This window comes from Pseudoalteromonas sp. bablab_jr011 (assembly GCF_016464045.1).
In the GTDB taxonomy this organism is placed as follows: domain Bacteria; phylum Pseudomonadota; class Gammaproteobacteria; order Enterobacterales; family Alteromonadaceae; genus Pseudoalteromonas; species Pseudoalteromonas lipolytica.
On record NZ_JACDWU010000085.1, the window covers coordinates 22,254 to 40,715 of the forward strand.

Annotated in this window: 14 protein-coding genes; 7 read left to right on the forward strand and 7 right to left on the reverse strand. The window is 44.0% G+C overall.

Translation table 11 applies throughout. The features are described from left to right. Positions 1-3: 3 nt before the first annotated feature. Both JIG41_RS02850 and JIG41_RS02855 read left to right on the forward strand, forming a co-directional pair. The gene (locus JIG41_RS02850) at positions 4-2,520 is read left to right on the forward strand and encodes an exo 1,3/1,4-beta-D-glucan glucohydrolase (RefSeq protein WP_199524226.1); all 2,517 of its coding nucleotides are present in this window, start codon (positions 4-6) and stop codon (positions 2,518-2,520) included. After that, positions 2,511-3,542 carry a family 16 glycosylhydrolase gene (locus tag JIG41_RS02855; protein ID WP_199524227.1) on the forward strand — a complete coding sequence of 344 codons (1,032 nt, stop codon included), beginning with the start codon at positions 2,511-2,513 and terminating at the stop codon, positions 3,540-3,542. The genes JIG41_RS02850 and JIG41_RS02855 overlap by 10 nt, the downstream gene beginning before the upstream one ends. A 65-nt stretch (positions 3,543-3,607) precedes the next feature. Here JIG41_RS02855 and JIG41_RS02860 read toward each other — a convergent pair whose 3' ends face one another. From JIG41_RS02860 to JIG41_RS02875, 4 genes are all read right to left on the reverse strand, one after another. Continuing rightward, positions 3,608-4,606: a cupin-like domain-containing protein gene (locus tag JIG41_RS02860; protein ID WP_199524228.1), complete on the reverse strand. Its 999-nt coding sequence runs from the start codon at positions 4,604-4,606 to the stop codon at positions 3,608-3,610. After that, the gene (locus JIG41_RS02865; protein ID WP_199524229.1) at positions 4,606-5,331 is read right to left on the reverse strand and encodes a SapC family protein; all 726 of its coding nucleotides are present in this window, start codon (positions 5,329-5,331) and stop codon (positions 4,606-4,608) included. Before JIG41_RS02865 ends, JIG41_RS02860 begins: the two co-directional genes overlap by 1 nt. 20 nt (positions 5,332-5,351) lie before the next feature. Next, positions 5,352-6,893 (reverse strand): tryptophan halogenase family protein, encoded by a 1,542-nt coding sequence (locus JIG41_RS02870; RefSeq protein WP_199524230.1) that lies wholly within the window; start codon positions 6,891-6,893, stop codon positions 5,352-5,354. Between the two features lie 90 nt (positions 6,894-6,983). Next, entirely contained in the window at positions 6,984-9,932 is a 2,949-nt protein-coding gene (locus JIG41_RS02875; RefSeq protein ID WP_249406598.1) for a TonB-dependent receptor, read from the reverse strand. Between the two features lie 317 nt (positions 9,933-10,249). Here JIG41_RS02875 and JIG41_RS02880 point away from each other — a divergent pair, with 317 nt between their 5' ends. Then, positions 10,250-10,861 (forward strand): fumarylacetoacetate hydrolase family protein, encoded by a 612-nt coding sequence (locus tag JIG41_RS02880; RefSeq protein ID WP_036966270.1) that lies wholly within the window; start codon positions 10,250-10,252, stop codon positions 10,859-10,861. Here the strand turns inward: JIG41_RS02880 and JIG41_RS02885 are convergent. From JIG41_RS02885 to JIG41_RS02895, 3 genes are all read right to left on the reverse strand, one after another. Continuing rightward, positions 10,824-11,738 carry an ABC transporter substrate-binding protein gene (locus tag JIG41_RS02885; protein WP_199524231.1) on the reverse strand — a complete coding sequence of 305 codons (915 nt, stop codon included), beginning with the start codon at positions 11,736-11,738 and terminating at the stop codon, positions 10,824-10,826. The genes JIG41_RS02880 and JIG41_RS02885 overlap by 38 nt on opposite strands. 136 nt (positions 11,739-11,874) lie before the next feature. Continuing rightward, positions 11,875-12,927, reverse strand: a complete 1,053-nt coding sequence (locus tag JIG41_RS02890; protein ID WP_065979722.1) for an aldo/keto reductase — start codon at positions 12,925-12,927, stop codon at positions 11,875-11,877. A 12-nt stretch (positions 12,928-12,939) separates the two neighbouring features. Further along, positions 12,940-13,368 carry a thioesterase family protein gene (locus JIG41_RS02895; protein ID WP_036966275.1) on the reverse strand — a complete coding sequence of 143 codons (429 nt, stop codon included), beginning with the start codon at positions 13,366-13,368 and terminating at the stop codon, positions 12,940-12,942. A 151-nt stretch (positions 13,369-13,519) separates the two neighbouring features. On the opposite strand from JIG41_RS02895, the gene JIG41_RS02900 reads away from it, so the two are divergent. The 4 genes from JIG41_RS02900 to JIG41_RS02915 all read left to right on the forward strand — a co-directional run bounded on the left by JIG41_RS02900 (position 13,520) and on the right by JIG41_RS02915 (position 18,259). Continuing rightward, entirely contained in the window at positions 13,520-13,726 is a 207-nt protein-coding gene (locus tag JIG41_RS02900) for a hypothetical protein (RefSeq protein WP_249406599.1), read from the forward strand. 70 nt (positions 13,727-13,796) lie between these two features. Further along, positions 13,797-14,849 (forward strand): DNA polymerase IV, encoded by a 1,053-nt coding sequence (dinB, locus tag JIG41_RS02905; protein ID WP_036966279.1) that lies wholly within the window; start codon positions 13,797-13,799, stop codon positions 14,847-14,849. A 108-nt stretch (positions 14,850-14,957) separates the two neighbouring features. Further along, on the forward strand, positions 14,958-16,640 hold the full coding sequence (locus JIG41_RS02910) for a carbon starvation protein A (RefSeq protein ID WP_036966280.1): 1,683 nt from the start codon (positions 14,958-14,960) through the stop codon (positions 16,638-16,640). Between the two features lie 95 nt (positions 16,641-16,735). Beyond that, a complete protein-coding gene (locus JIG41_RS02915) occupies positions 16,736-18,259 on the forward strand; it encodes a leucyl aminopeptidase family protein (RefSeq protein ID WP_075594055.1) in 1,524 nt (507 codons plus the stop codon). The last annotated feature ends 203 nt before the right edge of the window (positions 18,260-18,462 follow it).

An 18,462-nucleotide genomic window follows, 5' to 3' on the forward strand; every position in this document is an offset into this window, starting at 1 on the left:
ACTATGACAATAAAAAAACCATTAACGCTGTGTTCGATAATGATTGCCAGCATCAGCATTCTTGGCTGTACAGGGCAAGATAAGGTGGCAAAAATGAACGCTGAGAATGAAATCTGGCCTCGTATCGAAACGGGCATTAACGCAGACCCAGAAATGGAAGCGCAAATAGCAGCTCTTTTGGCAGACATGACGCTTGAGCAAAAAGTGGCGCAGATGATTCAACCTGAAATTCGAGATATCACGGTTGAAGATATGCGTAAATACGGGTTTGGTTCTTACCTAAATGGTGGAGGCGCATTCCCTAATAATGATAAACATGCCAGCGCCGCTGATTGGATAGACTTAGCTGAAAAAATGTATCAAGCATCAATTGACGATTCACTTGATGGCAGCAAAATCCCTACTATGTGGGGCACCGATGCTGTGCATGGTCACAATAACGTAATTGGGGCGACCTTATTCCCACACAACATTGGCTTAGGGGCGACAAACAACCCCGCCTTAATTGAGAAAATTGCAGCGGCAACCGCACAAGAAGTGATGGTAACGGGTATCGACTGGGTGTTTGCACCGACCGTTGCCGTGGTTCGTGATGATCGCTGGGGACGTACATATGAAGGCTATTCTGAAGACCCTGAAATCGTTAAAGCTTACTCAGCAGCAATTGTAAAAGGGTTACAAGGCGCAGTTGATGAAGACTTTTTATCGGATAAGCGCGTGATCAGTACCGTTAAGCACTTTTTAGGTGATGGAGGGACTGAAGGGGGTGACGATCAAGGTAATAACACGGCATCTGAGCAAGAGTTATTTGATATTCATGCCCAAGGCTACGTTGGTGGACTAGGTGCCGGCGCACAAACGGTGATGGCATCGTTTAATAGCTGGCATGGAGAGAAAATTCACGGCAGTAAGTACCTACTTACCGATGTGTTAAAAGGTAAAATGGGCTTTGATGGCTTCGTTGTTGGAGACTGGAATGGTCACGGTCAAATTCCGGGTTGTACAAATGGAAATTGTGCGCAAGCTGCGAATGCGGGTCTTGATGTTTACATGGTACCAACAGATGCGTGGAAGCCATTGTATGAAAATTTAATCAAACAAGTTAACAGTGGCGACATTGCCCAAAGCCGAATTGATGATGCAGTAACGCGTATTCTGCGCGTTAAAATGCGTGCTGGTTTATTCGATAAACCAAGCCCGGCAAACCGTCCGCTTTCAGGCAAAACAGACATCATTGGCAGTGCAGAGCATCGTGCAATTGCCAAGCAAGCGGTGCGTGAATCGTTAGTGTTATTAAAGAATAAGCAACAGCTGTTGCCATTATCGTCTAAAGCAAATGTACTTGTCGCGGGTCTGGGTGCTGACAACATTGGTATGCAGTCGGGTGGCTGGACAATTACGTGGCAAGGCACTGGTAATGAAAACAGTGATTTTCCGGGTGGATCATCAATTTACGATGGTATTAAACACACGGTTGAGCAAGCCGGTGGACAGGTTCAATACGATTTAAATGGTGAATATACAACAAAACCTGATGTGGCCATTGTGGTGTTTGGTGAACAACCATATGCAGAAGGCAATGGTGACCTAGATAACCTTGAATATCAGCGTGGTAATAAATCAGATTTAGCCTTACTTAAAAAGTTGAAACAAGCCGGAATTCCAGTGGTATCTCTGTTTATTAGTGGTCGCCCAATGTGGGTGAATGCTGAGCTTAATGCCAGTGATGCGTTTGTAGCAACTTGGCTTGTAGGCAGTGAAGGTGATGCCATTAGCGATGTTATCTTTAAACAGGCTGACGGTTCAATTAATCATGATTTTAAAGGGAAATTATCGTTCTCTTGGCCAAATAATCCGGTAGAAAATTATAATCGTGGCGATAAAAACTACGCACCTCTGCTGCCGTATGGCTTTGGCTTAACCTACCAAGATGCCAATACCTTAACTGATGAACTAAACGAGGTATCTGACGTGGCCACTAAATTAGAAGATTTAGTGTTATTTGAACGCGCAGTAAAAGCCCCTTGGTCATTGCAACTGCAAAGTGGTAATGAGCAACAAACAATGACAAGTAGCCGTGCATCACTCAATGCGGTAAGCGTAAAAACCTTTGATAAAGACGTACAAGAAGACGCGCGTGCGATTACCTTTAATGGTAAAGAGCCTGCAGCGGTACGTTTAATGGCTGCGTTCCCGTCAGATTTGCGTTCATATGTTGAAAAAGCGGGTCAGCTTGAAATGCAAATTAAGATAGACCAAGCAGCAGATGCACCATTGATGTTAGGGATGCAGTGTGGTGAAAATTGTGACGGTCAATTTGATATTAGCAAACAGCTAACACGCACGTCTGAGTGGCAAACACTCACGGTTGATTTGAACTGTTTTGTTGAGCAAGGCGTTAACCTTGGACAAATATTCTCACCATGGCAGCTTGCAACTGACGGTGCGTGGCATGTATCTGTTGCTAAACTTAGTGTGAGCAGTTCACACGCACAGGACTCAACAATTTCATGTCAGTAAAAACCTATGCTGTTATTTTGCTAACAGGCGCATTGAGTGCCTGTCAGCAAACAGCAGAACCCATTAAAGCCAGCCTAGGTGAAGGCTGGCAGCTTGTTTGGCACGATGAGTTTGAACAAAACACCATTGACCCAACTAAGTGGCAGCACGAAGTTAATTGCCGTGGTGGTGGTAATGATGAGCAGCAATGCTATACCGCCCGAAGCGAAAACAGCTTTGTTGAATCTGGCTTGTTGCATATTGTTGCGCGTAAAGAGCAATACACTGGGCCTTTACATAACGCAGATGGAGTTACTCGCGATGCTGAAAGAGCGTTGGTGGCTACTCAGCCTTTTACGTCGGCACGGCTTCGTACTAAGCACTTAGGTGATTGGCGTTATGGACGCTTTGAAGTTCGCGCTAAATTGCCAGTAGGGCAAGGGGCGTGGCCTGCTATTTGGATGCTGCCTACGGATTGGCACTATGGTCGCTGGGCGTCATCAGGCGAAATTGACATTATGGAAGCGGTTAATTTAAACACTCAAACTGATGATAAAACAGCCCCAGCTGGTAGCTTAGAAACACGCGTGCATGGCACCTTGCATTACGGTGGACCTGCTCCTGAAAATGTTTACAGTGGCACGCCTTATCGTTTTAGTGATGCAGATAACCCCGCTGATAATTTTCATGTTTATGCGCTTGAATGGCAGCAAGATGAAATTCGTTGGTATGTTGATAATGTGCACTATGCAACGTTTCGCCATGACCAGTGGTATTCAACATCACAGCAAGCCGATGGCTCATTTGTAGAAAATAGCGGTTTTGCCCCTTTTGATCAGCGTTTTCATTTATTACTCAACTTTGCAGTTGGGGGTAATTGGCCCGCCAATGTCAATGACAAAGGGGTTGACATGAGTGGTTATCCAAAGCAAATGCTAGTGGATTATGTGCGTGTTTTTCAGTGTAGTCAAAACAGTGAAACGGGCAAGGGGTGCGCTTCTGTGCAGCCATCAGCAGTGCACATAAAAGGCAAACGTCAGTGAATTATGAGCCAAGAGCCTGCAGGTGTTTCGCCGAACTCGTTGCATCTGCTGGCTTTTGGCTCATTCTATCGGTTGAGTTTTTGCAGTAATAATTGTCTTATTTTTCTTGCGGTTAATTCATCAATATCAGCCAAAATACCGTGTGCAGGCTGTGCAATATGGCTGGTTAAATCGAGCTCATCAGCAAATACATAGTGATTAAACAATTGCTGCCATTTTGGTTTATGCTCTTTTGGTAAGTCCTTTATCGCCAACATGCTATGCAACATAGCATCAAAGGGGTTGGCCAAATACTCCGGAGCTTGTCGCCACCAAAAATTAACTAACACATTAAATGGCTGTGTTGCACTGACTTGGTGCCACCAAAGTGCAGGAATATAAATGGCATCCCCAGGTGTTAATGTCGCTGTTTGCGCCTTTTCTGCTGCCTCTTTGAAACGTGGAAAACGCGTGAAATCAGGGTTATTAAAATCGACTAAGCTAATAGCCTGCCCCGCGGGTGTAAACTCAAGAGGCCCAACATATAAATTATTTACCTGCTCAGTGGGTAGTAGGGTAAAGGTGCGCTTACCCGCAGCAACACACGCCAAGTTATCGGCATTGTCGTAATGAGCCGCAATATGACTGTGATTTCCCACCCAGAGACTTGTTAGGCAGTTATAATCGGTCACCTCTAATGGGTTGTCGAGGCTAAAGCCCGGCGCGCAGTATTCCACAGCGGTTGACCCCATATACAACGAGTCAGCCTGTGTGTGCGCTAATTTATCTAGCACGCTTTTAAGTGAGTCGGCGTGTTGTGAAAAATTAAGTCCCGATAAATCAGCATTATAAAAATAGCGGCCTTGATGCATAGCATCGGCACTAAAACTGCGAACAGGCGCATTATTGGCCAGCTCTAAAAGGTAGCTCAATGCCTGTTTTTCGCCTTTTTTGGCTGCTGCAACCTGAGGCCAGTGAGCACACAGCTCTCTTATCACCAAAGGCTCAGTTAAGTCGGCTAAAAACGCTTTGAGGTTGGTAATTTCTGAGGCATTGCACTCATTAATTGGCGCTGCGCTAAACATTACTGCTGCGCCCACTTCTTATTCAGTAAGTGTGGGATCTGTTCCATTGATGCAAGTACCATATAAATGGCTTGTAAGTCGCCTTGCTGTTGCAACTGCTTTAACTGTTGCGGTGTTAAATCATTTAGTGCGTGTTGATTAATGGTATAAAAACCTGTCACTGTGACTTTTTCGCCATTCTTTTGGGCATATTCGATACTGAATGCTTCCAGTAGGTTGGCGGCAAGTAGGCGCTCAAAAAAACCATTAATTGTTTGATGCTCTTGATGTAGGGTATTCAGTACTTGAGCAATGTGATTTAAGTAATCACTGTTACCGCCATGCTCAAGGAAAATGGCTTCCCCCTGACTTGTACTAACACGAGGGCTGTCTAAATCAATATGCACCACTAATGATTGCTCAGGAATTCCATTGTTATATTGCGTCTGTTGGCCTATTAAAAACGGTTGGCGCAGCATGCTAAGCGGTAAGTAACTTAGTTTTAATTCGCCTTTTTCATCAAGCAGTAGGTTTTCACCATTTTCAAAACCAAATAATGCCAATGCTTCAAACTGACCTGTTTGTGGTTGCTTACGAAATACGATAGGTTGGTTTGCTTGTACTTTTGCAAACTCGCTTGGGAAAATAGTGGCGCAGCTAATTTGATCGCCCCAGTCGGCACCGCGTGCGGTGATCACTTTCAGGTCTTTATGGCTAATATTATCAAGTAAAACGTGATTGGCCATTGGGCCTCCTAATGCTGATATTAAATAGGTTGAATACCAAATTGCTGAATATGGTTTAGCAGCTCACGATTTGTTGGTAGCTGCTGTAAAGCATGTTTGGCATGTTGTTGATTAGCAGTAAAGTGCTCAACAATTGCAGCAGGCATTGCCATGCTTGGAAATTTAGGCAGCTGTTTCATGCCATAGAGCACATACTGATAACTGGCCGCAGAGAATACCTCTTGGGCACGATCAAAATCGTTGAGCCATGGACTTTGATACTGCCACAGCGCTAAATTCTCTTGCAGTTGCGCCGGTACACTTGCGGCTTCTTTATGTGCTTGCCAGTATGGACTGGTCCGTTTTGATAACACGTAATGCAGTTTTAAAAATTCGATTATGCGCTGCCAGCGATAATGGCATTGGTCATCAAAGCGTTTGGCAAGCGTAGGCATCGCTGCACGGTGTGTGGGGAAATTAGCCAGTAAATTATTAAGACCAAGCTCCACCATCACGAGTGCAGAGGCTTCTAGCGGTTCAATAAAGCCTGCTGACATTCCGATTGCTAAACAGTTTTTATGCCAAAAAGTGCGCCTGTAGCCGGGTGTAAAACGAATCTCGCGAAATGTTAATTGGCTTTGGTCTGTGCCTGGCTGGGTGCTTTCAATGTAGCGGCCAAGCGCTTGTTTGGCATCATCACTGTTGGCAAAACGACTTGAGTAAACCATACCAAGCCCACGACGACTTTGTAGGCCAATATCCCAAATCCAGCCCGCATCTTGAGCGGTGCCTTTGGTATAAGACAAAATGTCTTGTTGTGGACTTGCATAAGGTACTTGCACTGCCACTGCGCGGTCGTTAAATAGCACATCTTGTTGCTCGATTAATTCAACGCCGTAATGTTGATGTAAGAGCTTTGCGTGTGTCCCCGAGCAGTCAATAAACAAGTCGCCGGTAATTATTCCATGATCGCGTGTTTCTAATGAGCTGATGTAGCCTTCATCATCGTTATTAATGCTTTCAACATGGCTTACAATATGCTCGACATTAAGTTGAGTGGTGCAGTGAGTTTGCAATAACATCGCAAACTTTCCAGCATCTAAATGATAACCATAGTTTGCTTCGCCTTGGTAGGCGCTGTGTAGGTGGTTTTTTGGGGCTTTGTGGTGATCGCATAAGTAGGTTTGACTTGCGACGGCATGGCTAAAACTTACGGCCTCTTTATTGGCGAACCAATAGGGAGCAATGTTTAGCTGCTGATAGGCAACAGGCAAACTAAACGGGTGGTAATAATGGGTGCTGCCATCATCTTCGCACCAGCCATCAAAGCGTGAACCTTGTTTAAATGAAGCATCGCAGGTTTGAATAAAGTCACTTTCACTAATGCCGATGGTTTTCAGTGTTTGGCGCATTGTCGGCCAGGTACCTTCACCAACACCAATGGTGGCAATATCAGGGGATTCAATGAGGGTGATCTGTGCGTTATGGGTTAAATGTGGCTGTGCGGCAATTAAACCCGCGGTTAACCAACCGGCAGTTCCCCCTCCTAAAATGACCACTTTTTTTACATTATTCTGTTGCATGTTCAAAGCTACCTTAAACGCTATAAAGACAAACTAGCATATTTGTGAAAAAAAAAGCCGCTGTTGAGCGGCTTTTTTGACAACAAAATGCTAGAACGAGTAGCGGAAGCCGATGTTGTAGCGCGCACCGTACTGGTTTGCACGTAACAGCTGCTCAGAGTAACGAACGTAGGTACGTTGCGTTTCATCTGTCAGGTTTAGACCTTCAACAAACACCGTTAGCTTTTCGTTCACGGCGTAGTTCACGTTGATATCCCACTGGCCATAAGACTCAGTAAAAACAGGTGATGAGTGTTGATCAAAGCCTGTTAAGAATTCATCGCGCCAGTTATATGAAATACGCGCCGATAAGCCGTTTAAATCATAAATAGCTGAGAAGTTTGCTGAATCACTTAAGCCCGGTAAGGCAAATTGATAACCGATAGCATCTCTGTCTGCTTCAACATCACCAAATACAAACGTTGCGTTGGCTGCGATACCAAATCCAGTTTCACCAAACATGTGCTGTGCAGCAAGCTCCCAACCCCAAAGGTTAGCGGTCTCAACGTTGTTATCGCGAGATACAAAGAAGTTTGCCAGTGGGTCAGTGCTATTGCCCACAATCGGTGTGCCTTCTTCAGTGCCTTGGTTTTCGTTGATTTTATCGTGAATTGCTTGGTCAGACGGTTGCTCACCTGCTGCAGCTAGGTCTTCACGCGCTTGCTCAGCACGGTCACCAATGAATGGGTCTGTGATGCCGTCAATTGTTTCTTCTGTGGTGATGTTCACTAAGAAGTTATCAACTTGCTTACGGTAGTAACCAGCAGAAACATAGCTGCCTTCACCGTAGTAGTACTCAAGTGATAAGTCGATGTTATCGGCTGTATAAGGTTTTAAGTTCGGGTTACCTACCGCAACTTTACGTTGACCCACTTTGGGGTTACCCAAGAAAGACGTTGTTGAACGCAGTGCGCCAACAGGTGGGCGAGCTAGGGTACGACTATATGAGAAACGAGCAATCACATCTTCAACCACTTCGATGTTCATATCGATATTTGGTAAAAATTCTTTCGTGCTGCCTTCACCGTTTGAGAAGGTACGCTCATCAGCATAAATGTATGACCATTCGTTGCCGTTTACCCATTCCATTGCAACAGCAGGGCGCTCTAGGCTGTTTGCTGTAACATCTGTTGATTCGTAGCGTAAGCCTGCGGTAATGTTAATTGGCATGCCGTTGAATTCTGTTTCGAAGTTAGCTCGTGCATAAAATGCCGTCGTTTCTTCGCTAACACGGTGGTCATCATCAATTGGACCCGCTTGCACCTTGCCGTTTACTTCCGCTGGCCAACTACATGCACCAATGCCGCCATCTGGGTGGTCACAGTCAATGCTTTCGGCGATTGCAACGATTTCATCAAAGTCAGCATCGTAGTAGTAGTTTAATAGCTTGTCGCTACCGCCACCAGAGAAGCCATCAAGTAAACCAGAGCTGTCAACGCGCGTAAACATGCTGTCATCATACCAATCAGCAGAATTTAGCCACCAACCAGCCGCTAACTGACCTGAATAAGCCGTGGTAGTACGGAAATCAACTTTTGTATGTGATACACCAAAGTTAATGCTTGAAAGCGCGCCTGTGTTTTCATTGTACCAAGTACCTTTTAACTGGTACTGGTCTAGATCGTTAGTGTTCGTGTCTTTATTAACACCGGCGAATAAGGTTCCCATATCGCTTGGTAATAGCTCTGCTTGACCGTTGGTCAATGTCATATCGATCAGTGGGATTTCGCCTTGGCTGAAGTCAGCCATTTTCTCATCAATATTCACTGTTGGGTTTTCACACCATGAACACGATGTATTACCAATGATCATAAATGCATCATGGCCAAGACCAACCCCAGCACTTTCTGCTGATGAGTTGTGAGCATCAAACTCGATGTTTAAGTTATCAGTTACTTGCCAATCAATGTTTAAACCCAGTGATTTGTTTTCGTTTTCTGTGGCACCACGGTTAAGGTTTGTCGAATAATCACCACCAATTTCAGTAACTTTTGTGTAAGTGCCATTTTCGTTGATGTTTGCTGAACTTACGTTACCACCATTATTGAACCACACACCGAAACTACGACCGTCTTTTTCAAATTCAAGTTTTGAGTAGGTGTAATCGAGTGTTGCTGTAATACGGTCTGTTGGCGCGTATTGCAATACAAGTTGACCGTTAGTACGTTTACGTGTGTTGTCCGAGAAGGCATAACCGGCATTTTGTGGATACCATGTTGCCCCATCGGCACGTTGATTGTTGTCTGTTAATGCTAAATCTGGAGATGACGAAATATCAACATTCGGGATCCAGTTATCAACCGCCATTGCTTGCTCGCGGTTGTTACGCTCTTGCACTGAACCTGAAATTAAAACACCAAAACGGTCATCATTGAAAGTGTTGCTGTAAATGCCAGAAACTTCAGGTGTAATATTATCGCCAGTTTCGTTTGATGTATCATGAACCGCTTTTGCACCAATTGATGCCTTAAGGCCAGGGTTCGATAATGGTTTTGCTGTAGTGATATTAACGGTTGCACCGATACCACCACTAGGTATGTCTGAACGAGCTGTTTTGTATACTTCAACACCGCTGACGCTTTCAGTCGCGATATCACCAAAATCAAATGAGCGGCCGCCCGTTGTTGGCATTTGGCGGTTGTTTAACGTGACTAAGTTAAACTCAGGACCAAAGCCACGTACAGTGATTTTACTGCCTTCACCGTTACTGCGGTCTATAGACACACCTGTAATACGTTGCAGAGATTCTGCTAAGTTTGTGTCTGGAAACTTACCGATATCTTCTGACGTGATTGCATCAACAACACCTGCAGATTGACGTTTGATATCCATTGATTTTACAAGGCTACCGCGGATCCCCGATACTTGTATTACTTCAATATCACTCGCTTTCTCGGATTTTTCTTCGGCAGCAGCTGAGTGAGGAACTAGCGCGCTTAATCCCATTGCCATGGAAAGGCTAATGGCAAGCTGCTTTTTCTTGAATAGTGTGTGGTTCATGCAAATCTCCAGATTTGGTTTTATTTTTCGTGTTTGTTGTCTAAATGTAAGCGCTTACATTCTATTGCAAAAAAAATCGCCGAACCCGATTTTTATAAATGTAACCGCTTACAATAAGTTATTAGAAAGTTAAACAATGGTCAATATAAATCACTTTTTAGTTGGCAATTAATATGTATGTTCATGTTATTATAAGGAATAATTAAGTGTAACTTTTTGGCTTTTTAACGGGTTTTGCAGCTGTTTTAGGTAAAATTAGATAATTCAATTAATGTTAATATAGTACAAAAGGTGTTGTAGATTATAAGGAACCCACAATGCACTCAGTCAAATTTGTTAACGAAATAGTGACACCAAGTAAAGTGGTGTGTGTTGGTCGAAACTATGCCGCTCATATCGCAGAGCTCAATAACGAAACACCGACCAGTATGGTGTTATTTGTAAAACCGAACAGCGCATTAACGCAGTCGCTGTATGCTAAGCACGGTTCTGAGCAATTACATTACGAAGCAGAGTTGTGTTTTTTAGTTAAAAATAAACAGCTTGCTGGTGTTGGCCTTGGACTTGACTTAACCAAACGCGATTTACAAACTCAGCTAAAACAAAAAAGCTTACCCTGGGAGCGTGCTAAAGCCTTTGATGGAGCGGCACTTTTTACAGAGTTTGTGCCAGTCAATGAGTCAGGGCAGTATCAATTTAGTCTACACATTGATGGTAAATTAGCCCAGCTTGGCGACACTCAGTTGATGATCCACACTGCTCAGCAGATTTTAGCTGAGATCAATGAATTTATGAGTTTACAGGATGGTGACATCATTATGACAGGCACCCCTGAGGGAGTGGGTAAAGTTATTTCAGGTGCCACTTTTAATGTGGCGCTAAAAGATGGCTCTACTCAAGTTCTAACCCATCAATGGCAGGCGATTTAAGTGGCGCTAAGATAAATCGTTGGTAGTAATTTAAAAAATCAGGAAAACTTTCCTCTAACCAAGCTCGTTGGTTTTGTTGATATTTTTCACTTGGTAATACGGTGTTTTTAAGCGCGTTATTAATGTCGACTAACACGCGTTGTGCATAATTATTGGGGGCGCTGGTTGAGCAGCCAATCGCACCCAGCACAACATGCTGTTCAGGGTCACCGATGGCGAGTTTTTTTATATCTTGCTGGTATTTATTATTGTAATAGTCTGCCACAAATGGGTAATCAATGGTGTAGTCAATATAGCCGTGCTCAAGCTGCGTGAGTAGTGCATAACTTGCTTGACTGCCGGTACTGCTCAGTGCTGCATAGTCATAAAGCTTAATGTTTTTTGCAATGTTATCCAGGGGGTTGCCAAACTTGCGTGCATCATTTTGACCATACATAAAGTGTGCATCCGTTAACAGCGAAATTAATGACACGGGATTACCGTGAGCTTTATAAATTTTTTCAGCTTGCTCGCTATTACTTAAGACAGTAAACGGCGGGTAAACCGTGGTCGGAATAGAGTAAGTAACGCGATGTGTTTTTTGTTCACGATGAATCATACACGCATAACAAGCCATGTGGCCTTCATCTAAATATTTATTTGCTCGCTTTTGTGGGATTGTCACCTTGGTATGTTTTATGTGTGGCAGGGCGGTGATGAGTAAATCGGTTATTTCGTTACATAAACCCGCGTGAGGAGTTGTTTCATTTTTTTCGATATAAAAAGGCCCGCTATCGTTTTCGAGCCATGTAATTGATAGTTGTTCAGAAGCATGCACGTACGAGCCAAGTAATAAGCTAGAAATAACATAGAATGCTTTTTTTAGATGTTTTCTCATCGTTTACCTTACAACTCAATAACGATGATTAACTATACACCAAAGTATTGAAAATAAAATAAACAGCAATTAAAAATGGTTATATAGTATTGGTTTTGGCGGGATTAAAGCCTATCAAACGATAGGCTCTACAGCATTAAAATGGCATTGGGTAGCGATTAAATACCTGTGCTATTTTTTCAAGTGCCTCATCGGTGAGCGTCACTGAGAAAGCATCAATATTTTCTTTTAACTGCGACATTGACGTGGCACCGATGATGGTTGAACTGACACCATCGACCTGATCACACCATGCAAGCGCAAGTTGTGAAGGGGTTAGATTAAAGGCATTCGCTATCTCTACATACTCTGCGATAGCTTGTTGCGACTGAGGCGTGTCTCTAAATAGGCCATTGCGTTGTACCAGTGTCCAGCGGCTACCTTCAGGGCGCGCACCATTAAGGTATTTACCACTTAACATACCACCACCGAGCGGTGACCAAGGTAAATACGCAATATCTTCGTGAATACATTGCTCGATTAAGTAAGGCCAGTCTTTGGCATGCAGTAGACTAAATTCGTTTTGAATAGACACCATGCGCGGCAAATTATGTTGCTCACTTAAACGCAAGTATTGGCTAATACCCCATGGACTATCATCAGAAAGACCACAGTGTTTAATTTTACCAGCTTTAACACAGTCATTCAGGCCTTCAAGAATATCGAGCATACCTGCAATATTTTGCTCGGTGTCGGCATCTGAAAAACGCACAATGCCGGGCCATTGTTTACCAAAATGCGGCGAGGTGCGGTTAGGCCAATGAAGCTGATATAAGTCGATAACATCGGTTTGTAATCGTTTTAATGAGGCATCAACGGCGTTAACCACCGCTTGACGAGTGATATCTTCGCCTTCACGAACCCAAGGTAAACCATTACCGGCAATTTTAGTCGCAATAACGAGGTTTTCACGTTTATCTTTATTACGTGCAAGCCAATGACCAATAATCTCTTCGGTCTTACCATAGGTGTCAGGCGAGGGCGGTACGGCATACATTTCTGCCGTGTCGATAAAATTAACGCCTTTATCTAACGCATAGGCAATTTGTTCATCGGCATCAGCTTGGTTATTTTGCATACCCCATGTCATGCTTCCTAAGCAAACACGGGAGACGTCAATACCACTTCGGCCAAGTGGGCTATAAAGCATATTAGTTCCTTGTTAATCGTTAGAGTGGGCTTTAAGTGCAGCTAAAAGCTCATCGCTTAGCTCTGCTTTTTTACCCGTTGTAAAGTTAAACATGACAACGTGTGATGAGCCAACAGTGGTAACTGCCTTTTGGCTCTCACTGAATACGGTGTAGTGCATCATAAAGCGGTCTTTTTCAATGTCACTTATGGTTACACCAACATGCACGGAATCTGGAAACGTCACGGGGCGTTTATAGCGAGCATTGTTCTCGCTGATCACCGGACCCACGCCTGTTGCTTGTAAATCTTTAAGAAAGCCTAATTGTGTAAAAAAGTCGATACGAGCGGTTTCAAAGTAACGAAAATAGACCACATTATTAACATGCTGAAGGGCGTCCATTTCACCCCATGCTACATTAATTTTTGTTCTGATAGGGTGTTGTTCTATAAACGATTGCATAGCAAATCCAGGTTAATTGTGAGAAAAGCTAGGTTAGCAACATGCTGCTTTTAGCTCAAGAAAATTAGAAAACTAAGTATATTGTGCTAACTTTATAAGTTCACGCTTACGTAAAGTGTGAGTAAATCGAACACACATGAAGGACCTAGTTATGCAGCAACTAACAGCGAAAATGATAAAGTGGGCAGTATTATTCATCTTACTGGCTCTGGCTCTACTGTGCTACAGTATGGGCACAATGTCTGGGTTTATCGTACTAATTTTCTTGGGACTTTTACTCGAAGCCGCCTTTTGGTTATTTGGAGCACGGCTGTTTAATCGCAAAAAAACACGCGAGCAAACACGTCAAACCTCTTAGTATGTTCGCTTGCACTATCAGGTAGATTAAATAATAATAACTGTATAAATGAACAGTTGTTGTATGCCTGATGAAAAAATTCATTCATATTGATATGGATTGCTTTTTTGCTGCAGTAGAGATGCGTGACAATCCTGCACTTGCCAGTGTGCCTCTTGCGATTGGTGGGAACAGTCGCCGTGGTGTGCTTTCTACGGCCAACTATATTGCGCGCCAATATGGCGTTCGTTCAGCTATGTCTAACTACCATGCTAAACAATTGTGTCCTGATTTAGTCATTGTGCCTGGACGAATGCATGTATACAAAGAAGTCTCTCAACAAATCCGTGAAATTTTCGCTAAATACACTGACCTGATTGAACCCTTATCGCTTGATGAAGCTTATTTAGATGTTACCCAAAGCAGTGCATGCAGAGGCAGTGCGACTCTTATGGCTGAGCAAATTCGACAAGAAATTTTTACCACAACAGGCCTAACTGCATCGGCGGGTATCGCACCGATTAAATTTATTGCCAAAATAGCCAGTGATGAGAATAAACCCAATGGTCAGTGCGTGGTACTGCCTGAGCAAGTGGATAGCTTTTTAGCCAAGCTGCCGCTAGGCAAGATCCCAGGTGTAGGGAAGGTGACGCTTGAAAAGTTGCAACTTAAAGGCTTATACACGGGAGCTGATGTACGCGAAAAAGGGGTTAATTGGATGCAGCAACACGTGGGGAACTTTGGTGTTTCGCTTTATCAAAAATGCGCAGGAGAATACGTAGGTAAGGTGTCTACGGAACGCGTACGTAAATCGCTGAGTGTGGAACACACTTATGAATTCAACAAAAATAGCTTAGCTGAATGTTTATCTGAGTTACCCCGTTTAATGACAGAGTTAGTACGCCGTTTAGAAAGGCAGCAACTGAGTAACAGAATCAACAAATTATCAGTTAAAGTGAAGTTCGCAAATTTCACAGTGACCAGTGCCGACCAAAGTCATCATCAGTTAGATGACAGCATTTTTACAGAGTTAATGAGTAAAGCGTATGAACGCGGAAATAATAAACCCGTCAGACTTTTGGGCATTGGTGTGGGAATAAAGAGTGAAGCCCACGAGCATTTTCAGTTAAGTATATTAGACTAAAGGTTAACACCTAGGTTGTTTAAAGTTTGTTAGTGTTCAGTGTGGGGTGTTGAACCATTTGTGTTCACGGCCTCTAGACAACATTATAACTACATAAGAGAGATGACTATGCAATCGGTCGTGATCGTGCTGCTCGGAATAGTCGGTATGTTATTCGGATGGTTTGTTTATTCGAAATTCATCGCCGAAAAAATCTTTAAAATGGATGATAACTTCGTCACACCTGCTCATGAGCTTGAGGATGGTGTGGATTATGTACCCACCAATAAGGTCGTGTTGTGGGGCCACCATTTCACGTCTGTAGCAGGTGCTGCACCGATAGTCGGTCCTGCTATTGCTGTTTATTGGGGCTGGGTGCCTGCCGTGTTATGGGTCGTATTTGGAACAATCTTTTTTGCTGGCGTCCATGATATGGGGGCTCTTTGGGCCAGTGCTCGCAACAAAGGTAAGTCGATGGGGGCTTTGTCTGAAAGCGTCATCGGTAAGCGTACCCGTGCGTTATTTATGATTGTGGTATTTTTAGTGCTACTGATGGTGAATGCGGTGTTTGGGGTTGTTATTGCTAAATCCTTTGTATCCCAGCCAAATGCGGTTTTTCCTGCTTGGTCAGCCATTGTTGTGGCCCTTGTTATAGGCCAGTTACTGCGCCGTAAAGTTTCTTTAATTCCTCTGTGTTTAATTGGTGTCGGTATCCTTTATTACACTATTTATCTTGGCAGTAGTATGCCCATTGCGTTGCCAGATGAGATGTTTGGCTTAAGTGCAAACGCAAACTGGATCATTATCTTGTTCATCTACGCTGCAATTGCTTCTTTACTGCCTGTGTGGATGTTATTACAACCTCGCGATTTTATTAATGGTATGCAGTTGCTGGTTGGTTTAGTGCTTTTATATGGCGCGGTCTTTATTTCAATGCCAGATATCACCGCACCTGCATTTAATACGCAAACGGCAGTGGATACGCCTAGTATTATTCCGCTGTTGTTTGTCACCATAGCCTGTGGTGCAGTATCGGGTTTCCATGGAATCGTGTCATCGGGTACCAGCTCTAAACAGTTAAACAAAGAAACTGACGGTCGCTTTGTTGGGTATTTAGGTGCTGTGGGTGAAGGCATGCTTGCACTTATTACGCTGGTGGCGGTAAGTGGTGTCGCATTGGCTGTATCACCTGAAGAATGGCATGAAATTTACAGCCACTTAGGAGCGGGGAGCGTGAGTGCCTTTATCAATGGGGGTGCAAACTTAATCGAAAGTGGTTGGGGTATTTCACAAGAAGTCGCGTCGACCTTACTTGCGGTAATGGTGGTGCTATTTGCAGGCACGACAATGGACTCTGGCGTTCGTTTACAACGCTACATTATTCAAGAGTGGGGTGATATTTATAATATCAGTATTATTCGCAATGGGATTGTCGCAACGCTTGTCGCTGTACTGTGCTGCTTGCTACTTGCCTTTGGTGCAGGTGGTGCCGATGGCAGCGGCGGAATGATCATTTGGCCGCTGTTTGGCTCTACCAACCAAATCCTTGCAAGTTTAACGTTACTGGTTATTTCGGTAATGTTAATCAAAGCGAATCGTCCTGCGAAGTACACGTTAATACCGATGAGCTTTGTACTGGTAATGGCATTTTTCGCGGGTGTGATTAAGCTAGGTGAATATTACCAACAAGGCAACTGGTTACTTGTAACGCTCGATTTACTGGTACTAGTGATCAGTGTCTTGGTGATGCTAGAAGCATGGTCTGTCATTGTGAAACATCGCAAAGACAACCAATCTGTGTCAGAGCAGTAAACTTTGCTTGCCAGCCGCTCATTTGCACGGCTGGCAATAGCGCGTTAAATCAATGATAATAAGGTCCTATGTTTCTAACAGCAGGACCTTTTTTTATGGCATACCCTCATGCAGTTGTCGCCTCTCAATTAGCTGATGCAGATCACGATGCATTGATTATTATCGGTGATAATTTTTCGTCTTTAGCCGATGCAAGCTTAAGCCACGCTATCAGTGCTCAACAAGCCGTTGATGCACGTATCTCTAAGCAAGTCACATTACTTGTGATTGACTCAAAGCGCGTTATTTTAGCGCCTACAGGTCCGCTTAATCGCGATTATGACGATGTACGTCGTTATTTTGATGCTGCTAAATTAGCCGTGCTAGAAGCAAAAGCTTCGGGCAGCACCAAGCCTGCTATTTTACTTGCGAGTGCACACCACGATGCGCGTTACAAACATGCACTTGAAGTTGCCTTTTTAGGTGCTTGCCAAGCATTATGGCAGCCACTTGAAGCGCGTGAGTTTCATGGCCAAGCGATTGAGCCAATCAGTCAAATTAGCTTAGTGGGTGCTGATGAGGCCATGGTTAAAGCATTGAATGCAATTGCCGCAGGCCAATATGCTGCGCGTGACTTATGCGGTACAGAGCCTGAGCGCATGGCACCGCCACGTTTTGCCGATTATTGTGTTGAGTTATTTGCGGGCAGTAAAGTGTCTGTTGATGTGATCTCAGATATCGACACTATCGATAAAGATTACCCAATGATGAGCACTGTAGCGCGTGCATCATACGCTGTTGAGCGTCATCATCCACGTGTTGTTAAGCTTGAATATGTTCCTGAGGGTGACATTGAGCGTACGTTAATGTTCGTTGGTAAGGGGCTTGTTTATGATACCGGTGGTGCCGACCTTAAAGTGGGTGGCTTTATGGCGGGTATGAGCCGCGATAAAGGTGGCGCAGCATCGGTCGCTGGTTTTATGAAGTCAGTGGCTGATTATGCACCTAAAGGTGTCAAAGTGATTGCTTACTTAGCCGTGGTTCGAAACTCAATTGGTTCTGATTGTTTCGTGCCTGACGAAATCATTACGTGCCGTGAAGGCGTTCGTGTACGCATCGGTAATACCGACGCAGAGGGGCGTTTAGCAATGGGTGATTTACTCAGTGAAATGAAAGACCGCGCATTAAATGAAGTAAATCCAGAGCTATTCACTGTTGCAACGCTAACAGGTCACGCAGCACGTGCGATGGGTCCTTACAGCGCTTATGTTGAAAATGGGCCCGCTCGTCAAGCGCAGGTTTCACGTAAAATTGCTGATTTAGGTGATTTATGGGCTGATGGCGCAGAGGTCTCTCGCAGCCGTCGTGAAGACTACGACTTTGTTAAGCCTCGTACATTAGCCGATGATGTACTTTCGAGTAACAATGCACCGTCAGCTGTGACTGCACGTGGACACCAGTTCCCAATGGCATTCTTAGCGATTGTAGGTGGTTTAGATAAGCATGGCACTGAATCAGCACACCCATTACCGTATGTTCACATGGACATCGCGGGCAGTGGTGTAGAAGGCGGTGATTGGCAACATGGTAAGCCAACAGCAGCAGCTGTCAGCAGTTTATTTGCACGTTATTGCTTGTAATATTTAAGCATTAAAAAAGCCCCGCAAAAATGAAGCGGGGCTTTTTTTCGTTAAAATTTAGCTTATACCAATCCGCAAAAATACTTAATCATTTTGAGTGATCAAACCAGTCGCTACCTGCGTTAAAAATTTCTGATTTACGACTGCATGGATGCAGGAGGTAGAGCCTGTCTCTTATACACATCTCCGAGCCCACGAGACCC